This is a genomic window from Paracoccus sulfuroxidans (assembly GCF_007830335.1).
Taxonomy (GTDB): Bacteria; Pseudomonadota; Alphaproteobacteria; order Rhodobacterales; family Rhodobacteraceae; genus Paracoccus; species Paracoccus sulfuroxidans.
Window position 1 is genome coordinate 175,338 of sequence record NZ_VLKU01000002.1, and the last position, 24,741, is coordinate 200,078.

Consider the following 24,741-nt stretch of genomic DNA (forward strand, 5'->3'; position numbering starts at 1 on the left):
CCATGGACGGCAAGATGCTGGTCCGGCTCGGGGCCGTGGTGTTCGTTGCGATTGCCTTGACAGTGACCGCAATCGACATGACGCGGAAGGACGAGCCTTCCGCGTCACGGCCGGCATCGGCCCTCCAGCCCCCGGCCGATCCCCTGCGCGAAACCCTGCGCCGTTGCCAGCAACTCGGCGAGGCGGCGGCGAGCGACACCGACTGCCTCGCCGCATGGGCTGAATCCCGCGACCGCTTCCTCGGCCGTGACCGCAGCGAGGCGCGCTGACCATGGGAAACACGGGCGTCATCGACAATTTCCTCGGCGTATTCACGCGCTACATCGACAGCGGGTTCGGGCTGTTGTCTGGCGAAGTCGCCTTCATCGCTACCACCCTGATCGTCATCGACGTGACGCTTGCCGCGCTCTTTTGGGCATGGGGCGCAGATGACGACATCATCGCTCGGCTGGTGAAGAAGACCCTTTTCGTGGGCGTCTTCGCCTACATCATCGGCAATTGGAACAACCTCGCCCGGATCGTCTTCGAGAGCTTCGCCGGCCTCGGTCTCATGGCGTCGGGCACCGGCTTTTCTGTCACCGGTCTGACGCGGCCGGGCCGCGTAGCGCAGACCGGCCTCGACGCCGGCCGCCCGCTGCTCGACTCCATTTCCGACCTGATGGGCTGGATCGCCTTCTTCGAGAACTTCATCCAGATCGCGTGCCTGCTGTTCGCATGGGCGCTCGTGGTGTTGGCCTTCTTCATCCTCGCCATCCAGCTTTTCGTGACCCTCATCGAGTTCAAGCTGACCACGCTTGCCGGCTTCGTCCTCATCCCCTTCGGCCTGTTCGGCAAGACCGCCTTCATGGCCGAGAAGGTCTTGGGCAACGTGGTGTCCTCCGGCATCAAGGTTCTGGTGCTCGCCGTCATCATCGGTATCGGCAGCACCTTGTTTTCGCAATTCACGGCCGGTTTCGGCGGGGCGACCCCGACCATCGACGACGCCATGGCGATTGTGCTGGCAGCTCTGTCGCTGCTCGGCCTCGGCATCTTCGGCCCCGGCATAGCAAACGGCATCGTTTCGGGCGGCCCGCAGCTCGGCGCGGGTGCTGCCGTGGGAACCGGGCTTGCGGTCGCAGGTGCAGCCGTCGCCGCTGGCGGCGGGGCCATGCTCGCCGCCAAAGGTGGTGCCGCTGCCCTGTCCGGCGGGGCCGCGGCCGTCCGCGGCGGCGCGGCCACCGCGGGCGCGGCGACCGCCGCCTATAGCGTCGGATCGCTTGGCCAGTCCGGCGCGGCAGGCGTCGCCTCCGGTCTCGGCGGCGTCGGCCGCGCAGCAGGTTCGGCCGCCATCTCACCCCTCAAACGCGCCGCCGCGCGGGCCAGCGAATCCGTCAAATCCAGCTTCTCCGAAGGTTCGAAGGCCGGATTCGGCGCAAGCGGCGGCAGCTCCACCATGGGAACGGTCGGCGGGAGCGATGCTGCGCCCGCATCGCCGGCACCATCCGCCGGTCCTCCGGCCTGGGCGCAGCGCATGCAGCGTTCGCAAGCCCTCAACCACGGCACGACCATGGCCGCCCATGCGGTGCGCTCCGGCGACAGCCACGGCTCCGGTTCCTCCATCAATCTTTCCGAAAGTGACCGCTCATGAGCATCTTCAAACGACCAGCAACTCATTACGGCAAGACGCCGGAACCCGAGACGCCTTATCAGCGCGCCGCGCAAGTGTGGGACGAGCGTATCGGCTCGGCCCGCGTGCAGGCGCGGAACTGGCGGCTCATGGCCTTCGGCTCGCTGATCCTCTCGGCCGGCTTCGCCTCTGCGCTGGTCTGGCAGTCCGCGCGTGGGACCGTGGTGCCTTGGGTCGTGCAGGTGGACAATCTCGGTCAAGCGCAGACCGTCGCGCCAGCCAATGCCGACTATCGCCCGACCGATCCGCAGATTGCTTTCCATCTCGGCCGCTTCATCGAACAGGTCCGCGCGATCCCGGCCGACGCGATCATCGTCCGCCAGAACTGGCTTCGCGCCTATGAATGGACCACGGATCGCGGCGCGGCGGCATTGAACGATTACGCCCGCGCCAATGACCCTTTCACCAAGGTCGGCCGCCAACAGGTCGCCGTCGAGGTGTCCAGCGTCATCCGGGCCTCGCCCAACAGCTTCCGCGTCGCGTGGACGGAAAGGCATTTCGAGAACGGCCAGCTTTCCACCACGGAACGATGGACGGCCATCCTCACTATCGTCATCCAGCCGCCGCGCGACGCCGAGCGCCTGCGCGCCAATCCGCTGGGAATCTACGTCAATGCAATTTCGTGGTCGCGGGAGATGAGCCAATGAAAACGTCAGCTTGCATCAATCACCTCGCTGATCTTTCCCTTGGAGATCATGAAGAACGAGGTGCCCGCTATCTCGATCTTCTGCCCAGCCTTCCAGCCGTTGGGCAGGTCGGCCTTGACCTTGGCGCGATAGCCGATGCGCACCGCTGCACGGTCCTCAATGGCGATGCAGTCGAGAATTGTCTGTTCTCTTTCCGCAAACAATTCAACACCCTGTTCCGCCAACGCGCGAAATGCCTCAATCCCATGCGTCTCGTTCGTCACTTCTCCGTTCGATCTGTTGATAAACCGAACGTCGCCCGACAGGCAGTCGAGCATCGCCTGAACATTCATCGTGTTGTAGGCGTCGATATACCGGGCAACAATCGTCGGGACAGTATCCATCCTGTCAGTTCCTCACTACTAATCCTAAAGCCGCTATCGTATGCTATTTTTGTGACGGTCGTGGCAATCGCTTTGACCGGCTGCGCCACCAATCGGATGCCGCAATTCAGCTATGACGCCAGCGTTCCGCCGCTGCCGACCGTGCAGGCGGCAGCAGTCGACAACACGCCCCGGCCGCTGCATGTGCCCCCGGCATGGACCGTGGCGCGGGGCGGTACGGCTGCCGGCACGCCGACCGGCCGCGTCGAGAACGCCAATGCAGCCGCCCGCGTCGAGCCGCGCCGCGAAGGCTACTACAACGCCATCCAGATATATCCGTGGTCGGAAGGCGCGCTCTATCAGGTCTATGCCGCAGTCGGGCAGATCACGACGATCGCGCTGGAGCCGGGCGAGAGCCTGACCGGCGCGGGGCCAATCGCGGCGGGCGACACCGCCCGCTGGATCATCGGCGACACGGAATCCGGTTCGGGCGCGAACCGCCGCGTCCATATCCTCGTGAAGCCGACGCGACCCGACATCGCCACCAACCTTGTCGTCACCACCGACCGGCGCACCTACATGATCGAGCTGCGCGCCCGGGAATCGCTCTACATGCCCGCCGTCGCCTGGGCCTATCCCGCGACGCCCGGCCAGCGCCGCACCGTTCCGACAGCCCCGATCATCCCCGCCGAGGCGGCGCGGAACTATCGCTACGCCTTGCAGGTGCAGGGCGATAGCCCGCCATGGCGGCCCGTCTCCGTCTTCGACGATGGCCGCCGCGTCTATGTCGTCTTCCCGGCCGGGATCGTGCAGGGCGAGATGCCGCCCATCTTCGTGCTTGGCGCGAACGGCGAGCCGCAGATCGTCAACAGCCGAGTCCACCAGAACGTCCTGATCGTGGACCGCCTGTTCGGCGCGGCCGAGCTGCGCCTTGGCTCTGGCAGCCGCCAGCAGGTCGTCAGGATCGTCCGCACCAACCCGACGCAGGCCGCCGACGCGCAGCCCGCCAGCGCGACCGGAGGCTCCCCGTCATGACCGACAACACCATCACCGAAACCGCAGCCCCCATGCGGCTGCGCGCCGAGCCGCCGCGCGTCACCCGCCTGTCCCGCAAGATGCTGGCGGGCGTCGGCGCGGTTGCGTTGCTCGGCATCGGCGGCGCACTCATCTATGCGCTCCAGACCCGCGACGGAGGGCCGGACGGCGGCGAACTCTACTCGACCGAGAACCGGCCCACGGCGGACGGCCTCGCCGGTCTGCCAAGCGACTATAGCGGGCCGGTGCTCGGCCCCGCGCTGCCCGGAGATTTGGGCCGTCCGATCCTCGACGCGCAGAACCGAGGGCAGCCCGTCGCACCGCCTACGATGGCGACGCCCGCCGTCGATCCCGCCGAGGAACGCCGCCGCGCCGAGGAAGAAGCCGCGCGCTTAAGCAATGTGTTCTTCCAGTCCGGCCCGCGCACGGGATCGCCGGCAGGGACGGCCATGCCCAGCCTTGCCGGTCTTGGCCTCGGCGGACAGCCCGCGACGCAGGACCGGCACGCGGCTTTCCTCAATGGACCCGTGGACCGGCAGACTGTCGCGCCGGATCGTGTCGCGCCGCCGGCATCGCCCTACATCCTTCAGGCCGGGGCCGTGATTCCGGCCGCGCTCATCACCGGCATCCGTTCGGACCTGCCGGGCCAGATCACGGCTCAAGTGACCGAGAACGTCTATGACAGCCCGACCGGGTCGCTGCTGCTGATCCCGCAGGGAACGCGCATCATCGGCCAATACGATGACGGCGTGACCTTCGGCCAGCGAAGGGTGCTCTTGGTGTGGAACCGCCTGATCCTGCCGGGCGGCCGTTCCATCGTCCTTGAGCGTCTGCCGGGTGCGGACGCTTCCGGTTACGCCGGGCTTGAGGATGGCGTGGATTACCACTGGTGGGATCTGATGAAGGCCGCAGGGCTGTCCACGCTGCTCGCAGTCGGCACGGAACTGGCGACCAGCGACGAGGACCGGCTTATCCGGGCCATCCGCGACGGGGCGCAGGATACCGTCAATCAGGCGGGGCAGCAGATCGTCCAGCGCCAGTTGCAGGTCGCACCGACGCTGACCATCCGGCCCGGCTTCCCGGTCAGGATCATCGTCACCCGCGACCTTGTATTCGAACCGGCAGGAGGTTGACCATGACCAAGCTGAAACTCGGCCCGCTGCCCGACGACAAGCCCGTGAAGATCACCGTGGAGCTGCCTGCGCCACTTCACCGCGATCTGGTCGCCTATGCCGAGGTGCTGGCCCGCGAGAGCGGCCAGCCCGCCGCCGATCCCGTCAGGCTCATCGTGCCGATGCTGGAGCGGTTCATCGCAACGGATCGCGGCTTCGCCAAGGCACGGCGAGCCGCCAACTGAGTCCCATCCCGGCAGGGGTGCCGCCAGCGCATAGGCGCAAATGCGGCACGCTACAGGCCGCCGACTGCCCTCCATGGTTCGCCTAATTCCGGGGCCTTGAGCGCCTCGGATTCCAACAGAACCAAGGAGGATTCCATGTGCGCAGAGCGCCGCCGCGCCCGGAGAGGGCGACCGCGACAGTCGATCCCCGAACCACTTCCCGACGATCTTTTCGACTACGCCGACGATCCTACGCCCGACGGCCGGACGCGAGCCGGCAACATGCCACTTCTCGGCCCGGATGGGCAGAGGATGCGTGTCACCGACGACTGGCCCGAAGACATTCCCGTCACCGAAGCCGAGATTGACGTGTTCGAGCGTTGGTTCGGCGATGTGTTCGACGAACTCTTGAACCCGAGAAAGCCGAATGACAGCTTGCAATACCTATCACAAACTGATAGGAAAAAGACGTGAGCGTGGATCGTGATCCAAGCCTCGACACGCTTCTGGACCTCGACGGACAGATGCTCTTTGTCGATCCCGAGGGCGGCCATTGGGTGAAGTTCGTCGTCACCCGCGTTCCGGCCTCGCCGGAAAAGCCGCACGGCCTCGATTATTCGCTCACGCTTCACGAGCCTTCGGGCGAACGGCTGGTCGGCTTCGACAATGCCCATCCGGTCGGCCGAGGCAGGCGCGGCGCGCCGATGGACCATCGGCACCGCTTTCAGACCGTGAAGCCTTACGCCTACGAGGATGCGGCCACGCTGCTGGCCGACTTCTGGCAGGCCGTGGACGCGGTATTGAAGGAACGAGGTGCCCTATGACCACATTGAAAGTCGGGATTGCCGACTATGAAGAAATGAAGGCCCGCACCATGCGGATCGCGCGCGGCGAGGAAAAACCTGCGCCCAGCGATCCGAAGGTGTGGTTCACCTCGACCGAATCCTTTGCCAAGGTGCTGTCGGCCGGCAACCGCGAACTGCTGCGCATCATCGCCGAGAAAGCCCCGGCATCGCTGGAGGAACTGGCGGAAATCACCGGCCGGGCCGGCTCCAATCTGTCACGCACCCTGAAAACCATGGAGAACTACGGTCTTGTGCGACTCGAACCGGGGCATGGGCGTAAGCTCGCGCCCAAGGTGGTGCATGACCGCGTGGAGCTGGCGTTGCCCCTGATCGACCACCCCAAGATGAAGAAAGCTATGGGAGGCCGACCATGAACATTCACAGCCCAACCACTACCGCCCGCGCCGCGCTCTACCTGCGCGTTTCGACTGCCCGGCAGGCGGAGCATGATATTTCCATTCCCGACCAGAAGCGGCAGGGCGAAGCCTATTGCGAGCAGCGCGGCTATCAGCTCGTTGAGACTTATGTGGAACCGGGCGCAACCGCCACCAACGACAAGCGCCCCGAATTCCAGCGCATGATCGAGGCGGGCACGTCGAAGCCCGCGCCCTTCGACATTGTCGTGGTGCATAGCTTCTCGCGCTTCTTCCGCGATCACTTCGAGATGGAGTTCTACGTTCGCAAGCTGGCGAAGAACGGCGTCAAGCTCGTGTCCATCACGCAGGAAATGGGCGACGATCCCATGCACCAGATGATGCGGCAGATCATGGCGCTGTTCGACGAATACCAGTCCAAGGAGAACGCCAAGCACGTCCTGCGCGCCATGAACGAGAATGCCCGGCAGGGTTTCTGGAACGGCGCACGGCCGCCCATCGGCTATCGCATCGTCGCGGCCGAGCAGCGCGGATCGAAGATCAAGAAGAAGCTGGAGATCGACCCGCTGCACGCCGACACCGTGCGGCTGATCTATCGCCTGTTCCTCGAAGGAGACGGCACGTCCGGCGCGATGGGCGTCAAGGCCATCGCCACCTATCTCAACGAGCGCCGCTTCTTCACCCGCGACGGAGGGCGTTGGGGATTGGCGCAAATCCACGCCATCCTGACCCGCACCACCTATATCGGCGAGCACAGGTTCAACACCCGCTCGCACAAGGATCGGGAGAAGAAGCCGGAGAGCGAGGTCGCCATCATGGCGGTGCCGCCCCTAATCGAGCGCGAGACGTTCGACGCGGTGCAAGCCCGCCTCAAGTCCCGCAATCCCATGGTGACGCCTGCACGTGTCTCCAGCGGCCCGACGCTCCTGACCGGCATTTGCTTCTGCGCCAAGTGCGGGGGAGCGATGACGCTTCGCACCGGCCAAGGCAGCACGGGCGCGACATACCGCTACTATACCTGCTCGACCAAGGCCCGGCAGGGCAAGACCGGCTGCAAGGGTCGCACGATCCCCATGGACAAGCTGGACCATACGGTCGCCGATTATATCGGGAACCGCCTGCTCCTGCCCAAGCGGTTGGAAACCGTCCTTGCCAGCGTCATCGACCGCCGACAGGAACGCACCGAGCGCCGCCGCGAGCATCTTGCCGAGCTTCAAAGGCGAATCACGGAAGCCGACCAGCGGCTCGGCCGTCTCTTTGACGCCATCGAAGCCGGCATGGTGGCCAAGGACGACGCCATGGCAAAGGAACGCATGGTGAGCCTCAAGGCATTGCGGGATCAAGCCGCCGCCGACGCGGAGCGCACGCAGCTCGCGCTCGATAGTTCAGGCAATCAGGGCGTCACCCCCGATATGCTCAAGGGGTTTGCCCGCAAAGCCCGTGAACGGATCAGGCTCAACGATGGCGGCTACCGCCGCGACCATCTACGCGCGCTGGCGCAGCGTGTCGAGGTTGCCGACGACGAGGTTCGCATCATGGGATCGAAGTCGGAACTGCTGCGAACGCTGGTCGCCGCTTCAAGCGTAGAAACGGCGGCGTTCGGCGTTCATAGTTCTGTTCTGAAATGGCGCACCCGAGAGGATTCGAACCTCTGGCCTCTGCCTTCGGAGGGCAGCGCTCTATCCAGCTGAGCTACGGGTGCAGCGCCAGAGTTGCTTAAACGCAAACAATGGCCTTCGCAATGGGGCTTAGCCAAAAAGCTCGCGGCAGAAAGTCAGCCCGTCGACGAGCGCGTCGACATCCTCGGCGGTGTTGTACATGCCGAAGCTGGCCCGCGCGCTTGCGGTGACGTTGAAGAACTCCAGCAGCGGCATGGCGCAATGCGTCCCTGCCCTGACGGCAATCCCGCGCTTGTCGAGGATGGTCGAGATGTCATGCGCATGCGCCCCCTCCATCGTCATCGAGAAGATCGCGCCCTTGTCGGGCGCATCGCCCTGAACGCTCAGCCAGTTCAGGCTGCGCAGCCGGTCGCGGGCAAGGTCGCGCAGGCTGCGCTCATGCGCGGCGATGTTCTCCATGCCGAGGTCCATCATGTATTCCAGCGCGACGCCGAGGCCGATCTGGTTGACGATGCCAGGCGTGCCTGCCTCGAACCGCAGGGGCGGATCGGCATAGTCGACGCTGTCGCGGGTCACGGTGCGGATCATGTCGCCGCCGCCCATGAAGGGCCGCATCTCGGCCTGACGCGCGCGCGAGATCCAGATCGCGCCGGACCCCGAGGGCCCGTAAAGCTTGTGCCCGGTGATCGCGTAGAAATCGACACCAAGCGCGCCGACATCGACCGGCATATGCACCGCACCCTGCGAGCCGTCGACCAGCACGGGCACATCGGTGCCGCGCGCGATCGCGCCCACATCGACCACGGTGCCGGTCACGTTCGACATATGTGTCACGGCAACGAGCTTCGTTTTGGGACCAATGGCGGCCAGCACCTTTTCGGGCGGCAGGCTGCCGTCAGGCTCGGGCTCGACCCATTTCAGCACGACGCCCTGACGCTCGCGCAGGAAATGCCAGGGCACGATATTGGCGTGATGCTCCAGCACCGACAGCACGATCTCATCACCCGCCTGCAGACGCGGCGCGGCCCAGCCGTAAGAGACGAGGTTCAGCCCCTCGGTCGCGCCCGAGGTGAAGATCACCTCATCTTCATGTGGGGCATGCAGAAAGCGGGCGATGATGGCACGCACACGCTCATAATTCTCGGTCGCGAGGTTCGAGAGATAGTGCAGCCCGCGATGGACGTTCGCGTATTCGGCCGAATAGGCCTGCGAGATCGCGTCGATCACCACCTGCGGCTTCTGGGCCGAGGCGCCGCTGTCCAGATAGACCAGCGGTCGGCCATTCACCTTCTGCGAGAGGATCGGGAAGTCCTTGCGGACCTTCTGGATATCAAAACTCATGCCGGAACCTCCGGGGTTACCCCTAGCGCGGTCAAAACGATGGTCAGAAGAATGGCCAGCCCGAAAAGCGAGGCCATGAAGCCCAGGATGACCTTCCCCATATTGCGAAAGCCGTGAAGCGCCTTGGTCATCGTCACCAGCAGATAGAGCGCCAGCGCGATCGAGATCGTAACGACGAATTGCGCCGCCGCCGGAAAGACCAGCGCCAGAACGATCTGCAGCGCCGAGGAGGCGACCATCAGCATCTCGATCCAGCCGATGATCAGCATGGCGTCGGGGAATGTGCCGGTGCCGCCAAAGGCGCGGCCAAGGAAGGTGATCGCGGCAGTCATGATCAGCATGCCAAGAAGCTGCATCCCCGCATAAGAGATGGGCTGCATGCTGATGGCGGTGACCAGATCATCCGTCCCGGACGGGATCAGATAAGAGATCAGGGCCACCAGCAGCGCGGCCAGCGAGGCCGCCAGCACCATCACCATCCAGCGGGCAAAAAGGGGAAGCCCCAGCCCTTGCAGGACGCGGTAGGCGGCAGCGGGGTTGCGCACCGACAGGACGACCAGATCACCCAGATTGCTGAAGTTCATGCCTTCTCCGCGACGGCTTTCAATCCGGCCCCCCATATCACCAGAAAGGCGATGCCAGCCAGTGCCTGAACCAGCGTCAGCGCAGGGCCGGGGCCGACGAAACCCGCCGTCATCCCCGCCAGCAGCATCGCGGGCGAGACCGCCAGCAACGCCCAGAAAAGCGCGAGCCGCGAATCCAGCGGCGAAATCCGCCAGCGCAGCAGTCGCGCCAGCACAGGGACCAGCGCCGCCAGCCCATAAGCCAACAGCGGCATCATGAACATGACGGCCAGCAGCGCCCCGCCCATCCGCGCGCCCAGCGGGATCGAGGGATCCAACTCAGCCGCGCGCGCATGCCCCGGCGCCTGAGCGATCAGGAACATCAGCATCGCCAGCATCAGGATCACGATCAGAACCCGGTCAGGCGCCCCCCGAAGCGAGGTGATCACCTTGCCCGGGCGGCGCCAGCTTTGCAGGATGCGCGGAACGATACCCGCCTGGGTCATGCTTTCGCAGAAGCTCCGTTTCCGCTGGGGTCCAGCTCGCTTGCGCGGCTGGTCAGCCACTCGTCCAGACGCTCGGAGATCTCGTCGCGCAGGCGGAGGTCATCGACCTCTTCCAGCGCAGCGGCCAGGAACGAGAGGACCAGCAGAACGGTCGCCCGCTCTTTCGGAACCCCGCGCGAGCGCAGATAGAACAGCGCCGTCTCGTCCAGCGCGCCGGTGGTCGAGCCATGGCTGCATTTGACGTCATCGGCATAGATCTCAAGTTCGGGCTTGGCCAGAAACTCGCTGTCGTCATCCAGAAGAAGCGCCTGGCTGATCTGATAGCCGTCGGTCTTCTGCGCACCGGGCTTGACGAGAATCTTGCCCTGGAACACGCCGCGCGCGCCGCTTTTCAGCACCTTCTTATAGACCTGACGGCTTTCGCACCGCTCGGCCGCATGGGTGATGAAAACGGTGTCGTCCTGATGGAAGGGACCGACGCGACCGTCGCCCAGAACCGCCGCCGCAATATGGGCCACGGCATCATCGCCGACGATCTCGAGCACGCTTTCATTGCGCATCAAGGTGCCGTTGACCTGCAGGTTGAAGGATTTGAACAGCGCCTCGGCATCGACGCGGGCGAAGATCTGGCTGATGCCGACCTTCTGATAGCCCGCGCGCTTGGCCGCGATGTGGTGCAGCTGCGCGCCTTTGGCCAGATCCGCCTCGATCACCGCATTCGAACGTGCGCCGACCATGCCGGTTTCCAGCAGGGTCAGTTCCGACCCGGCCTCCAGCTTCAGCACATGATGCAGATGCACGTCGGCCAGCGGATCGCTGCGACGATAGACCAGATGCACCGGGCGCGAGACCTTGCCGGTCACCCGGATCAGCACGCCATCGGTTGCTGCCAGCGTGTTCAGCGCGGCAAAGGGGCGCGCGACCGGGGTCTGGCCCGCCGTTTCCAGTTTGCCATAGACACCTGCGGCCCAGTGATCGGCCTGCGCATCAGCGGTGGCCAGAGAGGCGATCTCAAGCCCCTCGCCCTTCAGCTCGTCCGAGGCAGCCGCATCGAAGCGACCGTCGACAAAGACCAGCCGCAGCCGGTCGATGCTGGTGAAGAGAGGCGAATCCAGAACCGATTCATCGACCGGCAGCGCGTTGGGCTGCGGCTGGTTGAAGGCGGCCGGGTTGGTGTAGCGCCAGTATTCGTCGCGCCCCTTCGGCAGGCCCATGGCCTGCAAACGGGTCAGCGCATCGGCACGTGCGGCGCGTGTGAAGCCGCCGACCGGCAGATCCAGCGCGGCCAGTCGCAGCGCCAGCGGCTCTTGCGGGGCCGTTTCCGGCTTCGCCGAGGCAAGCGTTGTCGTGGACATCACTGGACCTCCGCCAGCAGTTCGCCATAGCCGTTCTGTTCGACCTCAAGCGCCAGCTCGGGGCCGCCGGTCTTGATGATGCGACCGTCGAACATGATGTGGACGACATCCGGTTTGATGTGGTCCAGCAGGCGCTGGTAGTGGGTGATGACCAAGAAAGCGCGGTCGGGCGAACGCAGCGCGTTCACGCCCTCGGCCACCAGCCGCATGGCGTCGACGTCCAGACCCGAGTCGGTTTCGTCCAGAATGCACATGCGCGGCTCAAGCATGGCCATCTGCAGGATCTCGTTGCGCTTCTTCTCGCCCCCCGAGAAGCCGACGTTGACCGGACGCTTCAGCATCTCGGCGTCGATGTTCAGGCTTTTCGCCTTCTCACGCACGACTTTCAGGAATTCGGCGGCGGTCAGTTCTTCCTCGCCACGGGCCTTGCGCTGTGCGTTCACGGCGGTGCGCAGGAAGGTCAGGTTACCGACGCCGGGGATCTCGACCGGGTACTGGAACGCCAGGAACAGGCCAGCGGCGGCCCGCTCTTCCGGCTCCATGTCCAGAAGGGCCTGCCCGTCCAGCGTCGCCTCACCCTCGGTCACCTCATAGCCGTCGCGGCCCGAGAGGACATAGGACAGCGTCGACTTGCCCGAACCGTTCGGGCCCATGATCGCATGAACCTGGCCCGCCGGCACCGTCAGGTTGACCCCTTTCAGGATCTGCTTGCCACCATCTTCAAGTTCGGCGTGCAGGTTTTTGATTTCCAGCATAGTTTTCCCTATTCAATCGTGACGGCCGTACCGGAGGCAGACACCATCAGCATATTGTTGATAACCTCGTAATCGAGGTCCACTCCGACGACGGCATTGCCGCCAAGCTCGGTCGCGTGCTCTTGCATCTCGCGAATTGCGGTGCGGCGCGCGTCCGCCAATGCAGTCTCGTAGGCGCCCGACCGGCCGCCTACGATGTCGCGAATCCCGGCAAAGAGATCGCGAAAAATATTCGCCCCGATGATCGTCTCGCCCACCACGACGCCATGATAGGCGGTGATGCGGCGACCTTCGATCGAGGGCGTGGTGGTCGTGATCATCCGACCGAGCCCTCCAGCGAAATCGCGACCAGCGACTGCGCCTCCATGGCGAACTCCATGGGCAGGGCCTGCAGCACCTCGCGGCAGAAGCCGTTGACGACCAGCGCCACCGCCTCTTCCTCGTCCATGCCACGGGCGCGGCAGTAGAACAGCTGATCGTCATCGACCTTCGAGGTGGTGGCCTCGTGCTCGACCCGGCTCGAGTTGTTCTTGACCTCGATATAGGGGACCGTGTGGGCCCCGCATTTGTCGCCGATCAGCAGGCTGTCGCATTGCGTATAGTTGCGGCTGTTGGTGGCCTTCGGATGCATCGAGACCTGACCGCGATAGGTATTCTGCGCGTGACCGGCAGAAATTCCTTTCGAAACAATGCGCGAGCGGGTGTTCTTGCCAAGATGGATCATCTTGGTCCCGGTGTCGGCCTGCTGGTGGTTGTTGGTGATCGCGATCGAGTAGAACTCGCCCTGGCTTTCCTCGCCGCGCAGCAGGCAGGAGGGGTATTTCCAGGTGATCGCCGAGCCGGTCTCGACCTGCGTCCACATGATCTTGGCGCGGGCCTCGCGGCAATCGGCGCGCTTGGTCACGAAGTTATAGATGCCGCCCTTGCCGTCCTCATCACCCGGGAACCAGTTCTGGACGGTCGAGTATTTGACCTCGGCGTCCTCCAGAATGACGATTTCCACGACAGCCGCGTGCAGCTGGGCCACGTCGCGCTTGGGCGCGGTGCAGCCTTCCAGATAGCTGACATAGCTGCCCTTGTCGGCGATGATCAGCGTGCGCTCAAACTGCCCGGTGTTTTCAGCGTTGATGCGGAAATAGGTCGAAAGCTCCATCGGGCAGCGCACGCCTGGCGGGATGTAGACAAACGATCCGTCCGAGAAGACAGCCGCGTTCAGCGCCGAGAAGAAGTTGTCCGACGCCGGAACCACCGTGCCCAGGTATTTCTTCACCAGCTCGGGATGCTCGCGCACCGCTTCCGAGATCGAACAGAAGATCACGCCGGCCTTCGCCAGCTCATCCTTGAAGGTCGTCCCGACCGAAACCGAGTCGAAGACCGCATCGACCGCGACCTTGCGCGCCTCGGCGGGCGTGTCGCCGGCGCCTTCGACGCCAGCCAGGATCATCTGCTCTTTCAGCGGAATGCCCAGCTTTTCATAGGTCGCCAGCAACTTCGGATCAACCTCGTCCAGCGACTTCGGCTTGACCGACATGCTTTTCGGACGCGCGTAGTAATACTGGTCCTGATAGTCGATGGCCGGAATATCCAGCATGGCCCAGGTCGGCAGGGTCATGTCCTGCCAGCGCCGGAAGGCCTTGAGGCGCCATTCCGTCATCCACTCGGGCTCTTCATTCTTTTCGGAAATCAGACGGACGATATCCTCGTTGATGCCCTTCGGGGCATACTCCATCTCGATTTCGGTTTCCCAGCCGTATTTATACGACCCCATGTTCTGGACGGTCTCGACCGTTTCGCGATCCACGCCGTCGCGGACTTCCAAAGCGTCAGTGCCAAGATCAGCCATCTTAAACCCTTCCTGCGGTTGCCCGCCCTTCATTCCTGCCGCGCCAGCGCTGCCACGCGGACAGCCAGGCATCTGCAAAGCTTTTCACGTCCCGTTCGGACGTCGTCGGCCCGATCGAGACACGTATTGCATCGCCCGCCCTTTCCGGCGCGATCCCCATTGCCGTCAGCACGCTGCTGGCCCGTACCTTTCCCGAAGAACAGGCCGAGCCCGCCGAAACGGCAAAACCTGCAAGGTCCATCTGCATGACCTGAGTCTCACCCCGCCATCCGGGCGTAAGAATGGACAGGGTGTTCGGCAGGCGACGGCTCTCGCGCCCAGGGAATGTAACCATTTCCGCCCCGGTTTCCAGAGCGGCCATCAGTTTATCACGCAGTTCAGCCGTTTTTTCCCAGATTCCTTGATCCAGATCATTCTGCGCCGCTTTTGCCGCCGCTGCAAACCCCAGGATTCCGATCAGATTCTCGGTCCCCGCGCGGCGTCCCTGCTCTTGCCCGCCGCCCCGGATGCGGGCCTCGATCTCGGTCCCGCGGCGCAGGATCAGCGCGCCGATGCCGCGCGGCCCGCCCAGCTTGTGGGCCGAGACGATCCCGGCTTCGATCCCCAGCCAGTTGAACGCGAAGGGGACCTTGCCGAAGGCCTGTGTCAGATCGCTGAGCGCCAGCCCCTGCGGCAGTTCCTGCATGACGCCGGTTTCCGAATTGGCCATCTGCAGCGCCGAGGCTGCCGGATCGCTGACGGTGACCGCACCCGAATGACCGACCTCAAGCGTGGGCTTGCACCAGGCCAGAACCGCCGGATGCTCGACCGCCGCGCAGTGGAATGCGCCCTCATCCGGCCCGCGCCCGGCCAGCGCCAGTGCCGCCGCCTCGGTCGCCCCTGAGGTGAAGATGACATCCGCCCCTTCCGCCCCAAGCGCCGTAGCGATCTCTTCCCGCGCCCGCTCGAGCGCCGTCTTGGCCGCCCGCCCCTCGGCATGGACCGAGGAGGGATTGCCGACGATCTCACTGGCCGCGATCATCGCGTCGCGCGCCTCGGACCGCAGCGGCGTGGTCGCGTTCCAGTCCAGATAGACCCGGCTCATACGCTGTCTCCTGGCAAATCATCTTCTGCACTTTCATCGGTTTGCGCGGGATTGTTCATCTTGTTTGCGATGCGTTCGGCCAGACGCCGGGCGACCTCGGTCTTTTCAAGACGAGGCCAGCTTTCCGTGCCTTCGGCGGTGATCAGTATCACCGCATTCTCATGCCCGCCCATGATGCCGGTCGAGGGGCTAACGTCATTGGCCACGATCCAGTCGCACCCTTTGCGCTGCCGCTTCTGCTGGGCGTGATGCAGAACATCGTCGGTCTCAGCGGCGAAGCCCACGACCAGATGGGGGCGGTCCTTCGCCAGCTTGCTGATCCAGGCCAGAATGTCGGGGTTCTCGGCGAACTCAAGGACCGGGAACTGACCCGAGCCATCCTTCTTGATCTTCTGCGCACTGGCATTGCTGACGCGCCAATCGGCCACGGCAGCGGCCATTACGGCAGCATCGGCAGGCAGCGCCGCCTCGACCGCGTCACGCATCTCACGCGCCGTGGTGACCGCGATGACCTCGACGCCTTCCGGCGGCGGCACTTCCGCCGGGCCGGTGACGAAACTGACCCGCGCCCCCAGCTTGCGCAATTCAGCCGCAATCGCCGTGCCCTGCTGGCCGCTGGAGCGGTTGGCGATATAGCGGACCGGATCGATCGGCTCATGCGTCGGCCCCGAGGTCACGATGATATGCCGCCCCGACAGCGGCCCGCGCGAGGGCAGCGCCACCACCGCCTCAGGCGGCAGGCGCAGCGGAGCCTCAGGCGACAGATGCTGGCGGATCGCGGCCAGAATCGCCTCGGGTTCAGCCATGCGGCCGGGGCCGAACTCGCCGCAGGCCATGTCGCCATCGGTCGGGCCGACGAAATGGATGCCGTCCGCCTCCAGCATGTCACAGTTTCTTTGCGTCGCCGCATGCTGCCACATGCGCACATTCATCGCAGGCGCGACCAGCACCGGCTTGTCGGTCGCCAGCAGCAGGGTCGAGGCCAGATCGTCGGCCAGCCCCGTCGCCATCTTGGCTATCAGGCTGGCAGTCGCGGGCGCCACAACCACCAGATCAGCGGCGCGCGACAGCTGGATATGCCCCATCTCGGCTTCCCGTGTCAGATCGAACAGTTCCGTATGACAGGGCGACTCGGAGAGCGCAGAAAGCGTCAGCGGCGTCACGAATTCCGCCCCTGCCCGCGTCAACACCGGCACCACCTGCGCGCCCTCGCGCCGCAACGCGCGGATCAGTTCGGGGATCTTGAAGGCGGAAATCCCGCCACCGACGATCAGCAGAATGCGCTTGCCCAGCATGAAGGTCCTCCTGTCATGTGCCTGCCCTGCACATATGCCGATGCGCGCCGCCCGACAAGCAAAGCCGCCACCGACAGGCGTTAACCGATTTTTAAGACCGCCTCGTTAACCTTTCCTCAAGCAAGAGCAGGGGCAGAATTTGGCAATCGCCTATACCGTGGCTTTCGACGGCATCGACGCGCGTCTGGTCGAAGTGCAATGCACCGTATCGGCAGGCCTTCCGGCCTTCGCCATCGTCGGCCTGCCCGACAAATCCATCAGCGAGGCGCGCGAGCGGGTGCGGGCCGCCTTCAGCGCCATGTCCATCGCCCTGCCGAATCGGCGGATCACGGTGAACATGTCGCCTGCGGACCTGCCGAAAGAGGGATCGCATTTCGATCTACCCATCGCGCTGGCGGTGCTGGCCGCGCTGGAGATTGTCCCGCATGAGGCGCTGGCAGGCATCGTCTCGCTGGGCGAACTGGCCTTGGACGGGCGGCTGGTCGCGGTCAACGGTGCCCTGCCCGCCGCCATGGCGGCTGCCGAGGAAGACCGCGCGCTCGTCTGCCCGCACGCCTGCGGACCGGAAGCAGCCTGGGTCGCCTCGGTTCCCGTCCTTGCCCCCAGAAGCCTGAAGGACCTGATCGATCACCTGATCGATCGCGCGCCCTTGCCCCCGGCGACAGCGGGCGAGGTCTCCTCCCCCCGGACCTGCGGCGATCTGGCGGAGGTACGCGGACAGGAACGCGCCCGCAGGGCGCTTGAGATTTCAGCAGCTGGCCGACATCATCTTCTGATGTCGGGGCCTCCTGGGGCGGGAAAGTCCATGCTGGCCTCGCGCCTGCCGGGGATCATGCCGCCCCTGACACCGGCCGAGGCACTGGAAACCTCGATGATCCATTCGCTGGCGGGCATTCTGTCGGATGGCGGTATCACCCGCGATGCCCCCTTCCGCGACCCGCATCACAGCGCCTCCCGGGCCGCAATCACCGGCGGCGGTCGGGGCAGCCTGCCGGGGGAAATCAGCCTAGCGCATAATGGCGTGCTGTTTCTGGACGAACTGCCCGAGTTCCCCCGCCACGTCCTCGAAACGCTGCGCCAGCCCATCGAGACCGGAGAGGTCGCCGTCGCCCGGGCCAACGCCCATGTGCGCTATCCCAGCCGCTTCCTGCTGGTCGCCGCCGCGAACCCCTGTCGCTGTGGCTATCTGACCGATCCGGCGCGGTCCTGCGCGCGTGCACCAAACTGCGGGGCGGATTATCTGGGGCGGATCTCGGGCCCGTTGATGGACCGTTTCGACATTCGGATTGAGGTCCCCGCCGTCACCATTGCCGAGCTTGAGTTGCCCCCCGACGGAGAAAGCTCCGCAACCGTCGCGGAACGCGTGGCGGCGGCGCGCGAGATCCAGTCTCAGCGATTTGCGGGCCATGCGCAGGTGCGCACCAATGCCGATGCGACCGGAAGCCTGCTCGACCAGATTACCCCACTCGACGCCGAAGGGCGAGATCTGGTCATGCGCGCGGCTGAAAAGCTGGGGCTCAGCGCGCGCGGCTATCACCGGGTTCTGCGCACCGCCCGCACCATCGCCGATCTTGCCGGATCTGAGGCCGTGCGACGCCCGCATCTGGCCGAGGCGATTTCCTATCGCCTGCCCTTCCTGACGAGCGGTTAAACCGCCGCACTGCGCCTTGCTGCAAGGCGGCGTTCAACAGCGTCCCAGATCAGGGCGGCGGCATTCGTGCCGTCGAACCGCTCAAGCTCCTGAATACCGGTGGGTGAGGTCACATTGATCTCGGTCAGCCAGCCGTCGATGACGTCGATCCCGGTGAACAGCAGTCCCTTCTCGCGCAGGACGGGGCCAATGATGGCGCAAATCTCGCGCTCCCGCTCGGTCAGGCCGACTTTTTCCGGGCGTCCACCGACATGCATGTTCGACCGCGCCTCACCAGAGGCCGGGACGCGGTTGATCGCGCCCACCGGCTCACCATCGACCAGAATCACGCGCTTGTCGCCCTTGACCACCGCCGGCAGGTATTTCTGCGCAATCACCGGCTCGCGGCTGATGGCCGTGAACATTTCCATCAGCGACGACAGATTGGGATCTTCAGGCCGCAGGTGGAAGACACCCGCACCGCCATTGCCATAGAGCGGCTTGACGATGATATCGCCATGTTTCGCACGGAACTTGCGGATCTGAGCGATGTCGCGGGTGATCAGCGTGGGCGGGGTCAGGTCGGGAAAGTCCAGAACCAGCAGCTTCTCAGGACTGTTGCGGACCCAGAAAGGGTCATTGACGACCAGCACCTCATTGCTGACGCGGTCCAGCAGATGGGTGTTGGTGATATAGCTCATGTCGAATGGCGGGTCCTGCCGCAGCCAGACCACATCGAATTCGGTCAGTTCGACTTCCACCTCATCCCCGAAGGTGACGTGATTGCCTTCTTCCCGGCGCAGCGTGATCGGCCGCCCCTTGGCCAGGATGCGACCTTCGACATAGCTCATATTCTCAACGGTGTACTGGAACAGGCGGTGTCCCCGCTCTTGCGCCTCCAGCCCCAGCCTGAACGTGCTGTCGCCATCGATCGACACGTTTTCAACGGGATCCATCTGCAGCGCGACATTCAGGCCCATGGGACATACTCCAGCATTTTCTGCCGGATTTGTGGCCCGTGCTGCGGGCCATTGCAACCCCGCCGCTTCAGTTCAGCCCAAATGCGTTTTCGATCACTTCGATTATGCCGATCTGATCGAGCAGAGCCGCGTCAAAGCGCATCTCGGTCAATTGTCCGGTCGGCAGGCGACCACAATATTCTTCCGCCGCCTGACACAGGCGGTCCATCTTGCGCCGATCGATGCGCTCGGCCGCGAGTGCATGCCATGCCGCTTTCTTCACCTCGACAAACACGATGGTCGAGCCGTCCTGCACGACCAGATCAATCTCACCTGCCCTGCCCCGCCACCTTTGCGCAAGAATCCGGTAGCCCCGGTCTTCATAGTGTCGCGCCACACCTGCCTCGGCAGCCATCCCGGAACGAAAGGCCACCATGCCGCGCTGCTGGCGCATCCGGTCCGGTACCGCAGCCCTGCGACCACCGCTCACCCTCTCCAAGACCGCCATCGCCTGCATGTTCGCCCCTATTCCTTGTCCTTCAACGTAATCGCCAGCGCATAGACGTCGCGCCTTGCCAACCCGAACCCGGCCGCCACGTCGCTTGCGGCGTCCTTGACCGACATATGCTGCATCAGCCGCGCCAGCTCGGCGCGAATGACCTCTTCATCTGGTGCAACAATTTCCGGATGCCCGAACAGCACCACAATTTCCCCGCGCAAACCTTCTTCGGGGATCCGCTCCAGCACCTCAGATGCGGTGCCGCGAATGACTTCCTCGAATTTCTTCGTCAGCTCCCTGCAGATGACCGTAGCCCGATTCGGTTCAGTTTCGCAGATATTTGCCAAGAGTTGCTTAACGCGCTTGGGGCTTTCGAACGCGATCACCGTGGCGTCGGTCGCGGCCCAGCTTTCGATCCATCTTTTGCGCGCGCCTGCGGCCGAAGGCGGAAAGCCCACGAACAGAAAGCGGTCGCTCGGCAGGCCCGAGACCGACAGTGCCGCCAGTGCCGCCGACGGGCCGGGAACGGCGTGGACCTTGTGCCCCGCCTCAGCCGCGTCACGGGCGAGGCGATAGCCGGGATCGGCGACCAGCGGCGTGCCTGCATCCGAGGCGTAGGCCACGCTCGCCCCCTGCTCCAGCGCCTGCAGAATCGCCGGGCGCTGCCGGTCGCCGTTGTGATCGTGATAGGCAAGGATCCGCCGCCCGCGCAGCGGCACGCCGTGGATGTCCATGAGGTGGCGCAGGTTGCGCGTGTCCTCGGCTGCCAGCACATCGGCCGAGTTCAGCAAATCCAGCGCCCGCAGGGTGATATCGCGGGCCGAGCCGATGGGGGTCGCCAGCAGATAGAGGCCCGGCTGAGGCCGTGTTGCCAGCACCGAGGCCGCGACCGGACGGGCCGCCGTTTCGGAATTGTCATGACTTTCGGCCATTTCGCCACCTCTTCCTGCTGGTTCGGCACGTTGCCATGAACGCCTTATGCCAATAATCTGCCCGGGTTAAGTCACTTGCCTCGACCAACAGGGAATCAACGGAATGAGTATCTTTCATACGATCCGCAAAGCCTTCAACCTGCGCCGACCCGTCATGCGCGGCGGCGCGGTCCTGTCGGTGATGGCATTGGCGGCCTGCGAGCCGATCGGAGCGGGCGGGCCTGAATCCGGCCGCACCATCGATCCCTCGAAACCGGTGCAGGTGGCGCTTCTGGTGCCCGGCGGCACCGGCAGCGGCGATCTGGACTGGCTCGCGCGCTCGCTGACGAATTCGGCCAAGATGGCCGCCTCGGACGCGCAGGGCGCGACCATCGACCTGAAGGTCTATAACGCAGGCTCGGACCCCGCGACCGCCGTCGCACGCGCCAATGAGGCGGTGGCCAATGGCGCGCAGATCATTCTGGGCCCGCTTTTCGCCGATTCCGCCAATGCGGTCGGCAGCGCCGTCGCCTCGCAAGGGGTGAACGTGCTCTCATTCTCGAACAACACCGACATCGCGGGCGGCAACGTCTTCGTGCTGGGCAACACCTTCGACAATATCGCGGACCGTCTGGTTGGCTACAGCGTCAAGAACGGCAAGCGCCGCATCCTGATGGTGGCCGAAGATGATGCCGCAGGTCAGGTCGGCGCCCGCGCCATCGAGCGCGCGATCCAGCGCAACCGCGCCACGCTGGCCGGAAGCGCGATGCACCCCGTTTCGCAATCGGGCATCGACAGCATCATTCCGAATGTCGCGGCAGCCGCTGCTTCCGGCAATGTCGATGCGATCTTCATGACCGCAAACCAGGGCGCGGTCCTGCCCTACCTGACCGACAAGCTGAGCGGCGCGGGCATTTCCTCGGCGACGGTGCAGCTGATGGGCCTGACCCGCTGGGACCAGCCTGCGGCACGCATGCAGCTGCCGGGCGTTCAGGGCGGCTGGTTCGCTATCCCCGACAATGCCCGCAAGGCCCAGTTCGACCAGCGCTACCGCAGCGCCTATGGCGAGGCCCCGCATGATCTGGGCTCGCTGGCCTATGACGGCGTCGCGGCCATCGCCGCACAGGTGCGCAGCGGCAATCGCAATGCTCTGACGACCTCGGGGCTGACGCAGAACGCAGGCTTCAACGGCATCACCGGCGCCTTCCGCCTGCGCCGCGACGGCTCGAACCAGCGGGCGCTGGCGATTGCCACGATCCGCAACAACCAGATGGTCATCATTGATCCGGCACCGAAAAGCTTCGGTGGCTTCGGGTTCTGATCTTGACCGACGCCTCGTCCGACAGCACGCGCTCACTCGCCCCGGGTCACCCCGGGGCGCATTCGTTGATCGACCCTGACGCCTTCCTGCCGCAGCTGCAACAGCTGCTGCAGGACGCAGGCGATGCGCGCGACGTCCGCCGCATCACCGTCGAATACCTGCAAAAGGCGCGGACCGAGGTGATGGCCGATATCGTGGCCAGCTTCGAAGGCCACCCCCGCGCCGCACGCGAGACGGTGCGGGCCTTCGCCGCCCTGACCGATGCCACTGTCAACGCAGTCCACCATGTCGCGACGAACGTCCTTTACCGCCACACCAACCCCACCGAGGCCGAGCGTCTGGCGATCCTCGCCGTCGGCGGCTATGGCCGGGCCGAAATGGCCCCGCAATCCGATGTGGACATCCTGTTCCTGACGCCCTGGAAGATGACGGGGCGGATCGAAAGCGTCGTCGAGACGATGCTTTACATGCTCTGGGACCTGAAGCTGAAGGTCGGGCAGGCCACGCGTTCCATCGACGATTGCCTGCGACTGGGCGCGGGCGACATCACCATCCGCACCAGCCTGCTGGAGCATCGGCTGGTCTGCGGCTTTGCCACCACCTCCGAGACGCTGCGCGAGCGGCTCTGGTCCGAGCTGTTCGACAATTCCATTCCCGAATTCATCGAGGCGAAGCTCGCTGAACGCTCGGCGCGCCACAAGCGGCAGGGCGGCCAGCGCTATGTGCTGGAACCCAATGTCAAAGAGGGCAAGGGGGGGTTGCGCGACCTGCAGACCCTTTACTGGATCGCCAAATACATCCACCGCGTCGACCGCGCCATCGAGCTGGTCGATCTGGGCTTCTTCACCCGCGAGGAGCACCTGACTTTCTGGCAGGCCGAGGATTTCCTCTGGGCAGTCCGCTGCCACCTGCATCTGATCGCGCGCCGTCCGGTCGATCAGCTGACCTTCGACATGCAGGTCGAGGTTGCTCGCCGCATGGGCTATGAGGACAGCGGCGGCCGCCGCGCGGTCGAGATCTTCATGCAAGATTACTTCCTGCACGCCACCCGCGTCGGAGAGCTGACCCGCGTCTTCCTGGTCGCGCTGGAGAACCGGCATCTCTACAAGGCGCCGATGCTGAACATGTTGTTCCGCCGTCGCCGCCGCATCAAGCCCGGTTTCGTCGAGGATCGCGGTCGGCTGAACGTCAGCGACGAGGCCACTTTTCTGGCCGATCCGCTGAACATCCTGCGCCTTTTCGAAGAGGCTTTGCGCACCGGCATCCTGATCCATCCCGAGGCGATGCGGATGGTCGCCTCGCATCTGGATCTGATCGACGACCAGATCCGCCAGAACCCCGAGGCCGTGCGGATCTTCCTTGATCTGCTGCTGAAACACGGCAATCCCGAACGCAGCCTGCGCCGGATGAACGAGCTGGGCGTGCTGGGTGCCTTCATCCCCGAATTCGCGCCGGTCGTGGCGATGATGCAGTTCAACGTCTATCACCACTACACCGTGGATGAGCATCTGATCCAATGCGTGGCCGCGCTGGCCGAGATCGAGCGCGGCAGCAAGACCGAGGATCTGCCGCTGGTCACCCAGATCATGAAGGGCAAGATCAACCGCCGCGTCATCTATCTGGCAGTGCTGCTGCATGACATCGGCAAGGGCCGGACCGAGGATCACTCGATCCTGGGCGCGCGGCTGGCACGCAAGATCTGCACCCGTTTCGGCCTGCCCGCGCATGAGATCGAGACGATCGAATGGCTCATCCGCAATCACCTGCTGATGTCGGATGTGGCGCAGAAGCGCGACATCTCGGACCCGCGGACGCTGCGGGATTTCGCCAAGGCCGTGAAGACGCGCAAGCGGCTGGACCTGCTGACCGTGCTGACCGTCTGCGACATTCGCGGCGTCGGCCCCGGCACCTGGAACAACTGGAAGGCCATGCTGCTGCGCCGCCTGCATGAGGAAACCGCGCGCGGGCTGGAAAACGGGCTGGAAGAGCTGAACCGCGACAAGCGCATGGGTGAGGCGAAACGCTCGCTGCGGCATCTGCTGATCGCCAAAGGGTGGGAGCCGAAGACCATCAAGGCCGAGCTTTCGCGGCATTACGACAGCTATTGGTCGGGCCTGCCCACCGACACGCAGGGCGTCTTTGCCGATCTGTTGCGCGACATCCCCGATGACACCGTGCGCATCGATCTGCATCCCGACGATGACCGCGACGCCACGCGCGCGGCCTTCGTGCTGGCCGACCATCCGGGCATCTTCTCGCGGCTGGCGGGGGCGCTGGCGCTGGTGGGCGCGAACATCGTCGACGCGCGCACCTATACCACCAAGGACGGCTTCGCGACGGCCGTCTTCTGGCTGCAGGACCATGACGGCCGCCCCTATTCGGCGGACCGCCTGCCGCGTCTGCGCGACACCATCGACCGCACGCTGAAGGGCAAGATCGTGGCGCGGGATGCGCTGTCCGAGCGTGACAAGCCGCGCAAGCGCGACAGCCAGTTCCGCTTTCCGACGCATATCACCTTCGACAACGAAGCCAGCGACGTCTTCACCGTCATCGAGGTCGACACCCGCGACCGCCCGGGCCTGCTATACGACCTGACGCGGACGCTGGCCGACAACCACATCCAGATCGCCAGCGCCGTGATCGCCACATTCGGCGCGCAGGTGGTCGACACTTTCTATGTCAAGGACATGTTCGGCCTGAAGCTGCAGCAGCCCTTGAAGCGCGAGACGCTGGAAAAGCGCCTGCGCGAGGCCATCCGCGAGGGCGCCGCGCGCGCCGGGATCTGAGACCAGCAG

25 protein-coding genes, 1 tRNA gene and 1 pseudogene are annotated in these 24,741 nt (G+C 64.8%); 13 read left to right on the forward strand and 14 right to left on the reverse strand.

Annotation, left to right across the window (positions count from 1 at the left end; genetic code table 11):
* Positions 1-2 precede the first annotated feature (2 nt).
* Genes trbK-alt through trbF form a run of 3 tightly spaced genes read left to right on the forward strand, consistent with a single transcriptional unit; the run spans position 3 to position 2,313 of the window.
* Entirely contained in the window at positions 3-269 is a 267-nt protein-coding gene (gene trbK-alt, locus IQ24_RS03355) for a putative entry exclusion protein TrbK-alt (RefSeq protein WP_031623918.1), read from the forward strand.
* 2 nt (positions 270-271) lie between these two features.
* Complete coding sequence (gene trbL / locus IQ24_RS03360; RefSeq protein WP_029074256.1) at positions 272-1,627, forward strand: P-type conjugative transfer protein TrbL; 1,356 nt, start codon at positions 272-274, stop codon at positions 1,625-1,627.
* Entirely contained in the window at positions 1,624-2,313 is a 690-nt protein-coding gene (gene trbF, locus IQ24_RS03365; protein WP_031623919.1) for a conjugal transfer protein TrbF, read from the forward strand. The genes trbL and trbF overlap by 4 nt, the downstream gene beginning before the upstream one ends.
* 5 nt (positions 2,314-2,318) lie before the next feature.
* On the opposite strand, the gene IQ24_RS03370 is transcribed toward trbF, so the two are convergent.
* Positions 2,319-2,696 (reverse strand): nuclear transport factor 2 family protein, encoded by a 378-nt coding sequence (locus tag IQ24_RS03370; RefSeq protein ID WP_029074878.1) that lies wholly within the window; start codon positions 2,694-2,696, stop codon positions 2,319-2,321.
* Positions 2,697-2,792: 96 nt separating this feature from the next.
* Here IQ24_RS03370 and trbG point away from each other — a divergent pair, with 96 nt between their 5' ends.
* The 7 genes and pseudogenes from trbG to IQ24_RS03405 all read left to right on the forward strand — a co-directional run.
* On the forward strand, positions 2,793-3,710 hold the full coding sequence (gene trbG, locus IQ24_RS03375) for a P-type conjugative transfer protein TrbG (RefSeq protein ID WP_200523655.1): 918 nt from the start codon (positions 2,793-2,795) through the stop codon (positions 3,708-3,710).
* Entirely contained in the window at positions 3,707-4,843 is a 1,137-nt protein-coding gene (locus IQ24_RS03380) for a TraB/TrbI/VirB10 family type IV secretion system protein (protein ID WP_031623920.1), read from the forward strand. Before trbG ends, IQ24_RS03380 begins: the two co-directional genes overlap by 4 nt.
* A gap of 2 nt (positions 4,844-4,845) precedes the next feature.
* Positions 4,846-5,067, forward strand: a complete 222-nt coding sequence (locus IQ24_RS03385) for a DUF2274 domain-containing protein (protein WP_029074252.1) — start codon at positions 4,846-4,848, stop codon at positions 5,065-5,067.
* A 135-nt stretch (positions 5,068-5,202) separates the two neighbouring features.
* On the forward strand, positions 5,203-5,520 hold the full coding sequence (locus IQ24_RS03390; protein ID WP_029074251.1) for a hypothetical protein: 318 nt from the start codon (positions 5,203-5,205) through the stop codon (positions 5,518-5,520).
* Positions 5,517-5,870 carry a toxin-antitoxin system TumE family protein gene (locus IQ24_RS03395; RefSeq protein WP_029074250.1) on the forward strand — a complete coding sequence of 118 codons (354 nt, stop codon included), beginning with the start codon at positions 5,517-5,519 and terminating at the stop codon, positions 5,868-5,870. The genes IQ24_RS03390 and IQ24_RS03395 overlap by 4 nt, the downstream gene beginning before the upstream one ends.
* The gene (locus tag IQ24_RS03400; RefSeq protein WP_029074249.1) at positions 5,867-6,265 is read left to right on the forward strand and encodes an HVO_A0114 family putative DNA-binding protein; all 399 of its coding nucleotides are present in this window, start codon (positions 5,867-5,869) and stop codon (positions 6,263-6,265) included. Before IQ24_RS03395 ends, IQ24_RS03400 begins: the two co-directional genes overlap by 4 nt.
* Positions 6,262-7,314: pseudogene (locus IQ24_RS03405) on the forward strand (recombinase family protein); the annotation flags it as partial. The gene IQ24_RS03400 and the pseudogene IQ24_RS03405, both read left to right, overlap by 4 nt.
* A gap of 576 nt (positions 7,315-7,890) precedes the next feature.
* On the opposite strand, the gene IQ24_RS03410 reads toward IQ24_RS03405, so the two are convergent.
* The 10 genes from IQ24_RS03410 to coaBC all read right to left on the reverse strand — a co-directional run bounded on the left by IQ24_RS03410 (position 7,891) and on the right by coaBC (position 16,626).
* A tRNA-Arg gene (locus tag IQ24_RS03410) sits at positions 7,891-7,967 on the reverse strand.
* Between the two features lie 46 nt (positions 7,968-8,013).
* The gene (locus tag IQ24_RS03415; RefSeq protein ID WP_145396316.1) at positions 8,014-9,225 is read right to left on the reverse strand and encodes a cysteine desulfurase; all 1,212 of its coding nucleotides are present in this window, start codon (positions 9,223-9,225) and stop codon (positions 8,014-8,016) included.
* Positions 9,222-9,809 carry a Yip1 family protein gene (locus IQ24_RS03420; protein ID WP_158637474.1) on the reverse strand — a complete coding sequence of 196 codons (588 nt, stop codon included), beginning with the start codon at positions 9,807-9,809 and terminating at the stop codon, positions 9,222-9,224. The genes IQ24_RS03415 and IQ24_RS03420 overlap by 4 nt, the downstream gene beginning before the upstream one ends.
* The gene (locus tag IQ24_RS03425; RefSeq protein ID WP_145396318.1) at positions 9,806-10,294 is read right to left on the reverse strand and encodes a hypothetical protein; all 489 of its coding nucleotides are present in this window, start codon (positions 10,292-10,294) and stop codon (positions 9,806-9,808) included. Before IQ24_RS03425 ends, IQ24_RS03420 begins: the two co-directional genes overlap by 4 nt.
* A complete protein-coding gene (locus IQ24_RS03430) occupies positions 10,291-11,649 on the reverse strand; it encodes a SufB/SufD family protein (RefSeq protein ID WP_145396319.1) in 1,359 nt (452 codons plus the stop codon). The genes IQ24_RS03425 and IQ24_RS03430 overlap by 4 nt, the downstream gene beginning before the upstream one ends.
* A complete protein-coding gene (sufC, locus tag IQ24_RS03435; protein ID WP_145396320.1) occupies positions 11,649-12,404 on the reverse strand; it encodes a Fe-S cluster assembly ATPase SufC in 756 nt (251 codons plus the stop codon). The genes IQ24_RS03430 and sufC overlap by 1 nt, the downstream gene beginning before the upstream one ends.
* A gap of 8 nt (positions 12,405-12,412) precedes the next feature.
* Entirely contained in the window at positions 12,413-12,724 is a 312-nt protein-coding gene (locus IQ24_RS03440; RefSeq protein WP_145396321.1) for a heavy metal-binding domain-containing protein, read from the reverse strand.
* Positions 12,721-14,247, reverse strand: coding sequence for a Fe-S cluster assembly protein SufB (gene sufB / locus IQ24_RS03445; RefSeq protein WP_145396322.1), 1,527 nt, complete (start codon positions 14,245-14,247; stop codon positions 12,721-12,723). Before sufB ends, IQ24_RS03440 begins: the two co-directional genes overlap by 4 nt.
* Position 14,248: 1 nt before the next feature.
* A complete protein-coding gene (locus IQ24_RS03450; RefSeq protein WP_145396323.1) occupies positions 14,249-15,331 on the reverse strand; it encodes a cysteine desulfurase family protein in 1,083 nt (360 codons plus the stop codon).
* Complete coding sequence (gene coaBC / locus IQ24_RS03455) at positions 15,328-16,626, reverse strand: bifunctional phosphopantothenoylcysteine decarboxylase/phosphopantothenate--cysteine ligase CoaBC (protein WP_145396324.1); 1,299 nt, start codon at positions 16,624-16,626, stop codon at positions 15,328-15,330. The genes IQ24_RS03450 and coaBC overlap by 4 nt, the downstream gene beginning before the upstream one ends.
* Positions 16,627-16,765: 139 nt before the next feature.
* Here coaBC and IQ24_RS03460 point away from each other — a divergent pair, with 139 nt between their 5' ends.
* Positions 16,766-18,277, forward strand: coding sequence for a YifB family Mg chelatase-like AAA ATPase (locus tag IQ24_RS03460; RefSeq protein ID WP_145396325.1), 1,512 nt, complete (start codon positions 16,766-16,768; stop codon positions 18,275-18,277).
* Here IQ24_RS03460 and gshB read toward each other — a convergent pair.
* The 3 genes from gshB to rsmI all read right to left on the reverse strand — a co-directional run bounded on the left by gshB (position 18,274) and on the right by rsmI (position 20,646).
* Complete coding sequence (gene gshB, locus IQ24_RS03465; RefSeq protein ID WP_145396326.1) at positions 18,274-19,236, reverse strand: glutathione synthase; 963 nt, start codon at positions 19,234-19,236, stop codon at positions 18,274-18,276. The genes IQ24_RS03460 and gshB overlap by 4 nt on opposite strands.
* Positions 19,237-19,303: 67 nt before the next feature.
* The gene (locus tag IQ24_RS03470) at positions 19,304-19,732 is read right to left on the reverse strand and encodes a YraN family protein (RefSeq protein ID WP_338419453.1); all 429 of its coding nucleotides are present in this window, start codon (positions 19,730-19,732) and stop codon (positions 19,304-19,306) included.
* Between the two features lie 8 nt (positions 19,733-19,740).
* A complete protein-coding gene (gene rsmI, locus IQ24_RS03475; RefSeq protein WP_145396327.1) occupies positions 19,741-20,646 on the reverse strand; it encodes a 16S rRNA (cytidine(1402)-2'-O)-methyltransferase in 906 nt (301 codons plus the stop codon).
* Between the two features lie 103 nt (positions 20,647-20,749).
* Between rsmI and IQ24_RS03480 the strand changes: the two genes are divergently transcribed.
* Positions 20,750-21,946: a penicillin-binding protein activator gene (locus IQ24_RS03480; protein ID WP_145396328.1), complete on the forward strand. Its 1,197-nt coding sequence runs from the start codon at positions 20,750-20,752 to the stop codon at positions 21,944-21,946.
* A gap of 2 nt (positions 21,947-21,948) precedes the next feature.
* Complete coding sequence (locus tag IQ24_RS03485) at positions 21,949-24,732, forward strand: [protein-PII] uridylyltransferase (RefSeq protein ID WP_145396329.1); 2,784 nt, start codon at positions 21,949-21,951, stop codon at positions 24,730-24,732.
* Positions 24,733-24,741 lie beyond the last annotated feature (9 nt).

Coding starts and splice junctions, on each gene's coding strand:
- coaBC (WP_145396324.1), bottom strand. CDS start 16,626: ATGCTGGGCAAGCGCATTCTGCTGATCGTCGGTGGCGGGATTTCCGCC.
- trbF (WP_031623919.1), top strand. CDS start 1,624: ATGAGCATCTTCAAACGACCAGCAACTCATTACGGCAAGACGCCGGAA.
- IQ24_RS03400 (WP_029074249.1), top strand. CDS start 5,867: ATGACCACATTGAAAGTCGGGATTGCCGACTATGAAGAAATGAAGGCC.
- sufC (WP_145396320.1), bottom strand. CDS start 12,404: ATGCTGGAAATCAAAAACCTGCACGCCGAACTTGAAGATGGTGGCAAG.
- rsmI (WP_145396327.1), bottom strand. CDS start 20,646: ATGGCCGAAAGTCATGACAATTCCGAAACGGCGGCCCGTCCGGTCGCG.
- IQ24_RS03450 (WP_145396323.1), bottom strand. CDS start 15,331: ATGAGCCGGGTCTATCTGGACTGGAACGCGACCACGCCGCTGCGGTCC.
- IQ24_RS03370 (WP_029074878.1), bottom strand. CDS start 2,696: ATGGATACTGTCCCGACGATTGTTGCCCGGTATATCGACGCCTACAAC.
- IQ24_RS03390 (WP_029074251.1), top strand. CDS start 5,203: ATGTGCGCAGAGCGCCGCCGCGCCCGGAGAGGGCGACCGCGACAGTCG.
- IQ24_RS03425 (WP_145396318.1), bottom strand. CDS start 10,294: ATGACCCAGGCGGGTATCGTTCCGCGCATCCTGCAAAGCTGGCGCCGC.
- IQ24_RS03380 (WP_031623920.1), top strand. CDS start 3,707: ATGACCGACAACACCATCACCGAAACCGCAGCCCCCATGCGGCTGCGC.
- trbL (WP_029074256.1), top strand. CDS start 272: ATGGGAAACACGGGCGTCATCGACAATTTCCTCGGCGTATTCACGCGC.
- IQ24_RS03430 (WP_145396319.1), bottom strand. CDS start 11,649: ATGTCCACGACAACGCTTGCCTCGGCGAAGCCGGAAACGGCCCCGCAA.
- sufB (WP_145396322.1), bottom strand. CDS start 14,247: ATGGCTGATCTTGGCACTGACGCTTTGGAAGTCCGCGACGGCGTGGAT.
- IQ24_RS03415 (WP_145396316.1), bottom strand. CDS start 9,225: ATGAGTTTTGATATCCAGAAGGTCCGCAAGGACTTCCCGATCCTCTCG.
- IQ24_RS03420 (WP_158637474.1), bottom strand. CDS start 9,809: ATGAACTTCAGCAATCTGGGTGATCTGGTCGTCCTGTCGGTGCGCAAC.
- IQ24_RS03480 (WP_145396328.1), top strand. CDS start 20,750: ATGAGTATCTTTCATACGATCCGCAAAGCCTTCAACCTGCGCCGACCC.
- IQ24_RS03440 (WP_145396321.1), bottom strand. CDS start 12,724: ATGATCACGACCACCACGCCCTCGATCGAAGGTCGCCGCATCACCGCC.
- gshB (WP_145396326.1), bottom strand. CDS start 19,236: ATGGGCCTGAATGTCGCGCTGCAGATGGATCCCGTTGAAAACGTGTCG.
- trbG (WP_200523655.1), top strand. CDS start 2,793: ATGCCGCAATTCAGCTATGACGCCAGCGTTCCGCCGCTGCCGACCGTG.
- IQ24_RS03385 (WP_029074252.1), top strand. CDS start 4,846: ATGACCAAGCTGAAACTCGGCCCGCTGCCCGACGACAAGCCCGTGAAG.
- IQ24_RS03470 (WP_338419453.1), bottom strand. CDS start 19,732: ATGCAGGCGATGGCGGTCTTGGAGAGGGTGAGCGGTGGTCGCAGGGCT.
- trbK-alt (WP_031623918.1), top strand. CDS start 3: ATGGACGGCAAGATGCTGGTCCGGCTCGGGGCCGTGGTGTTCGTTGCG.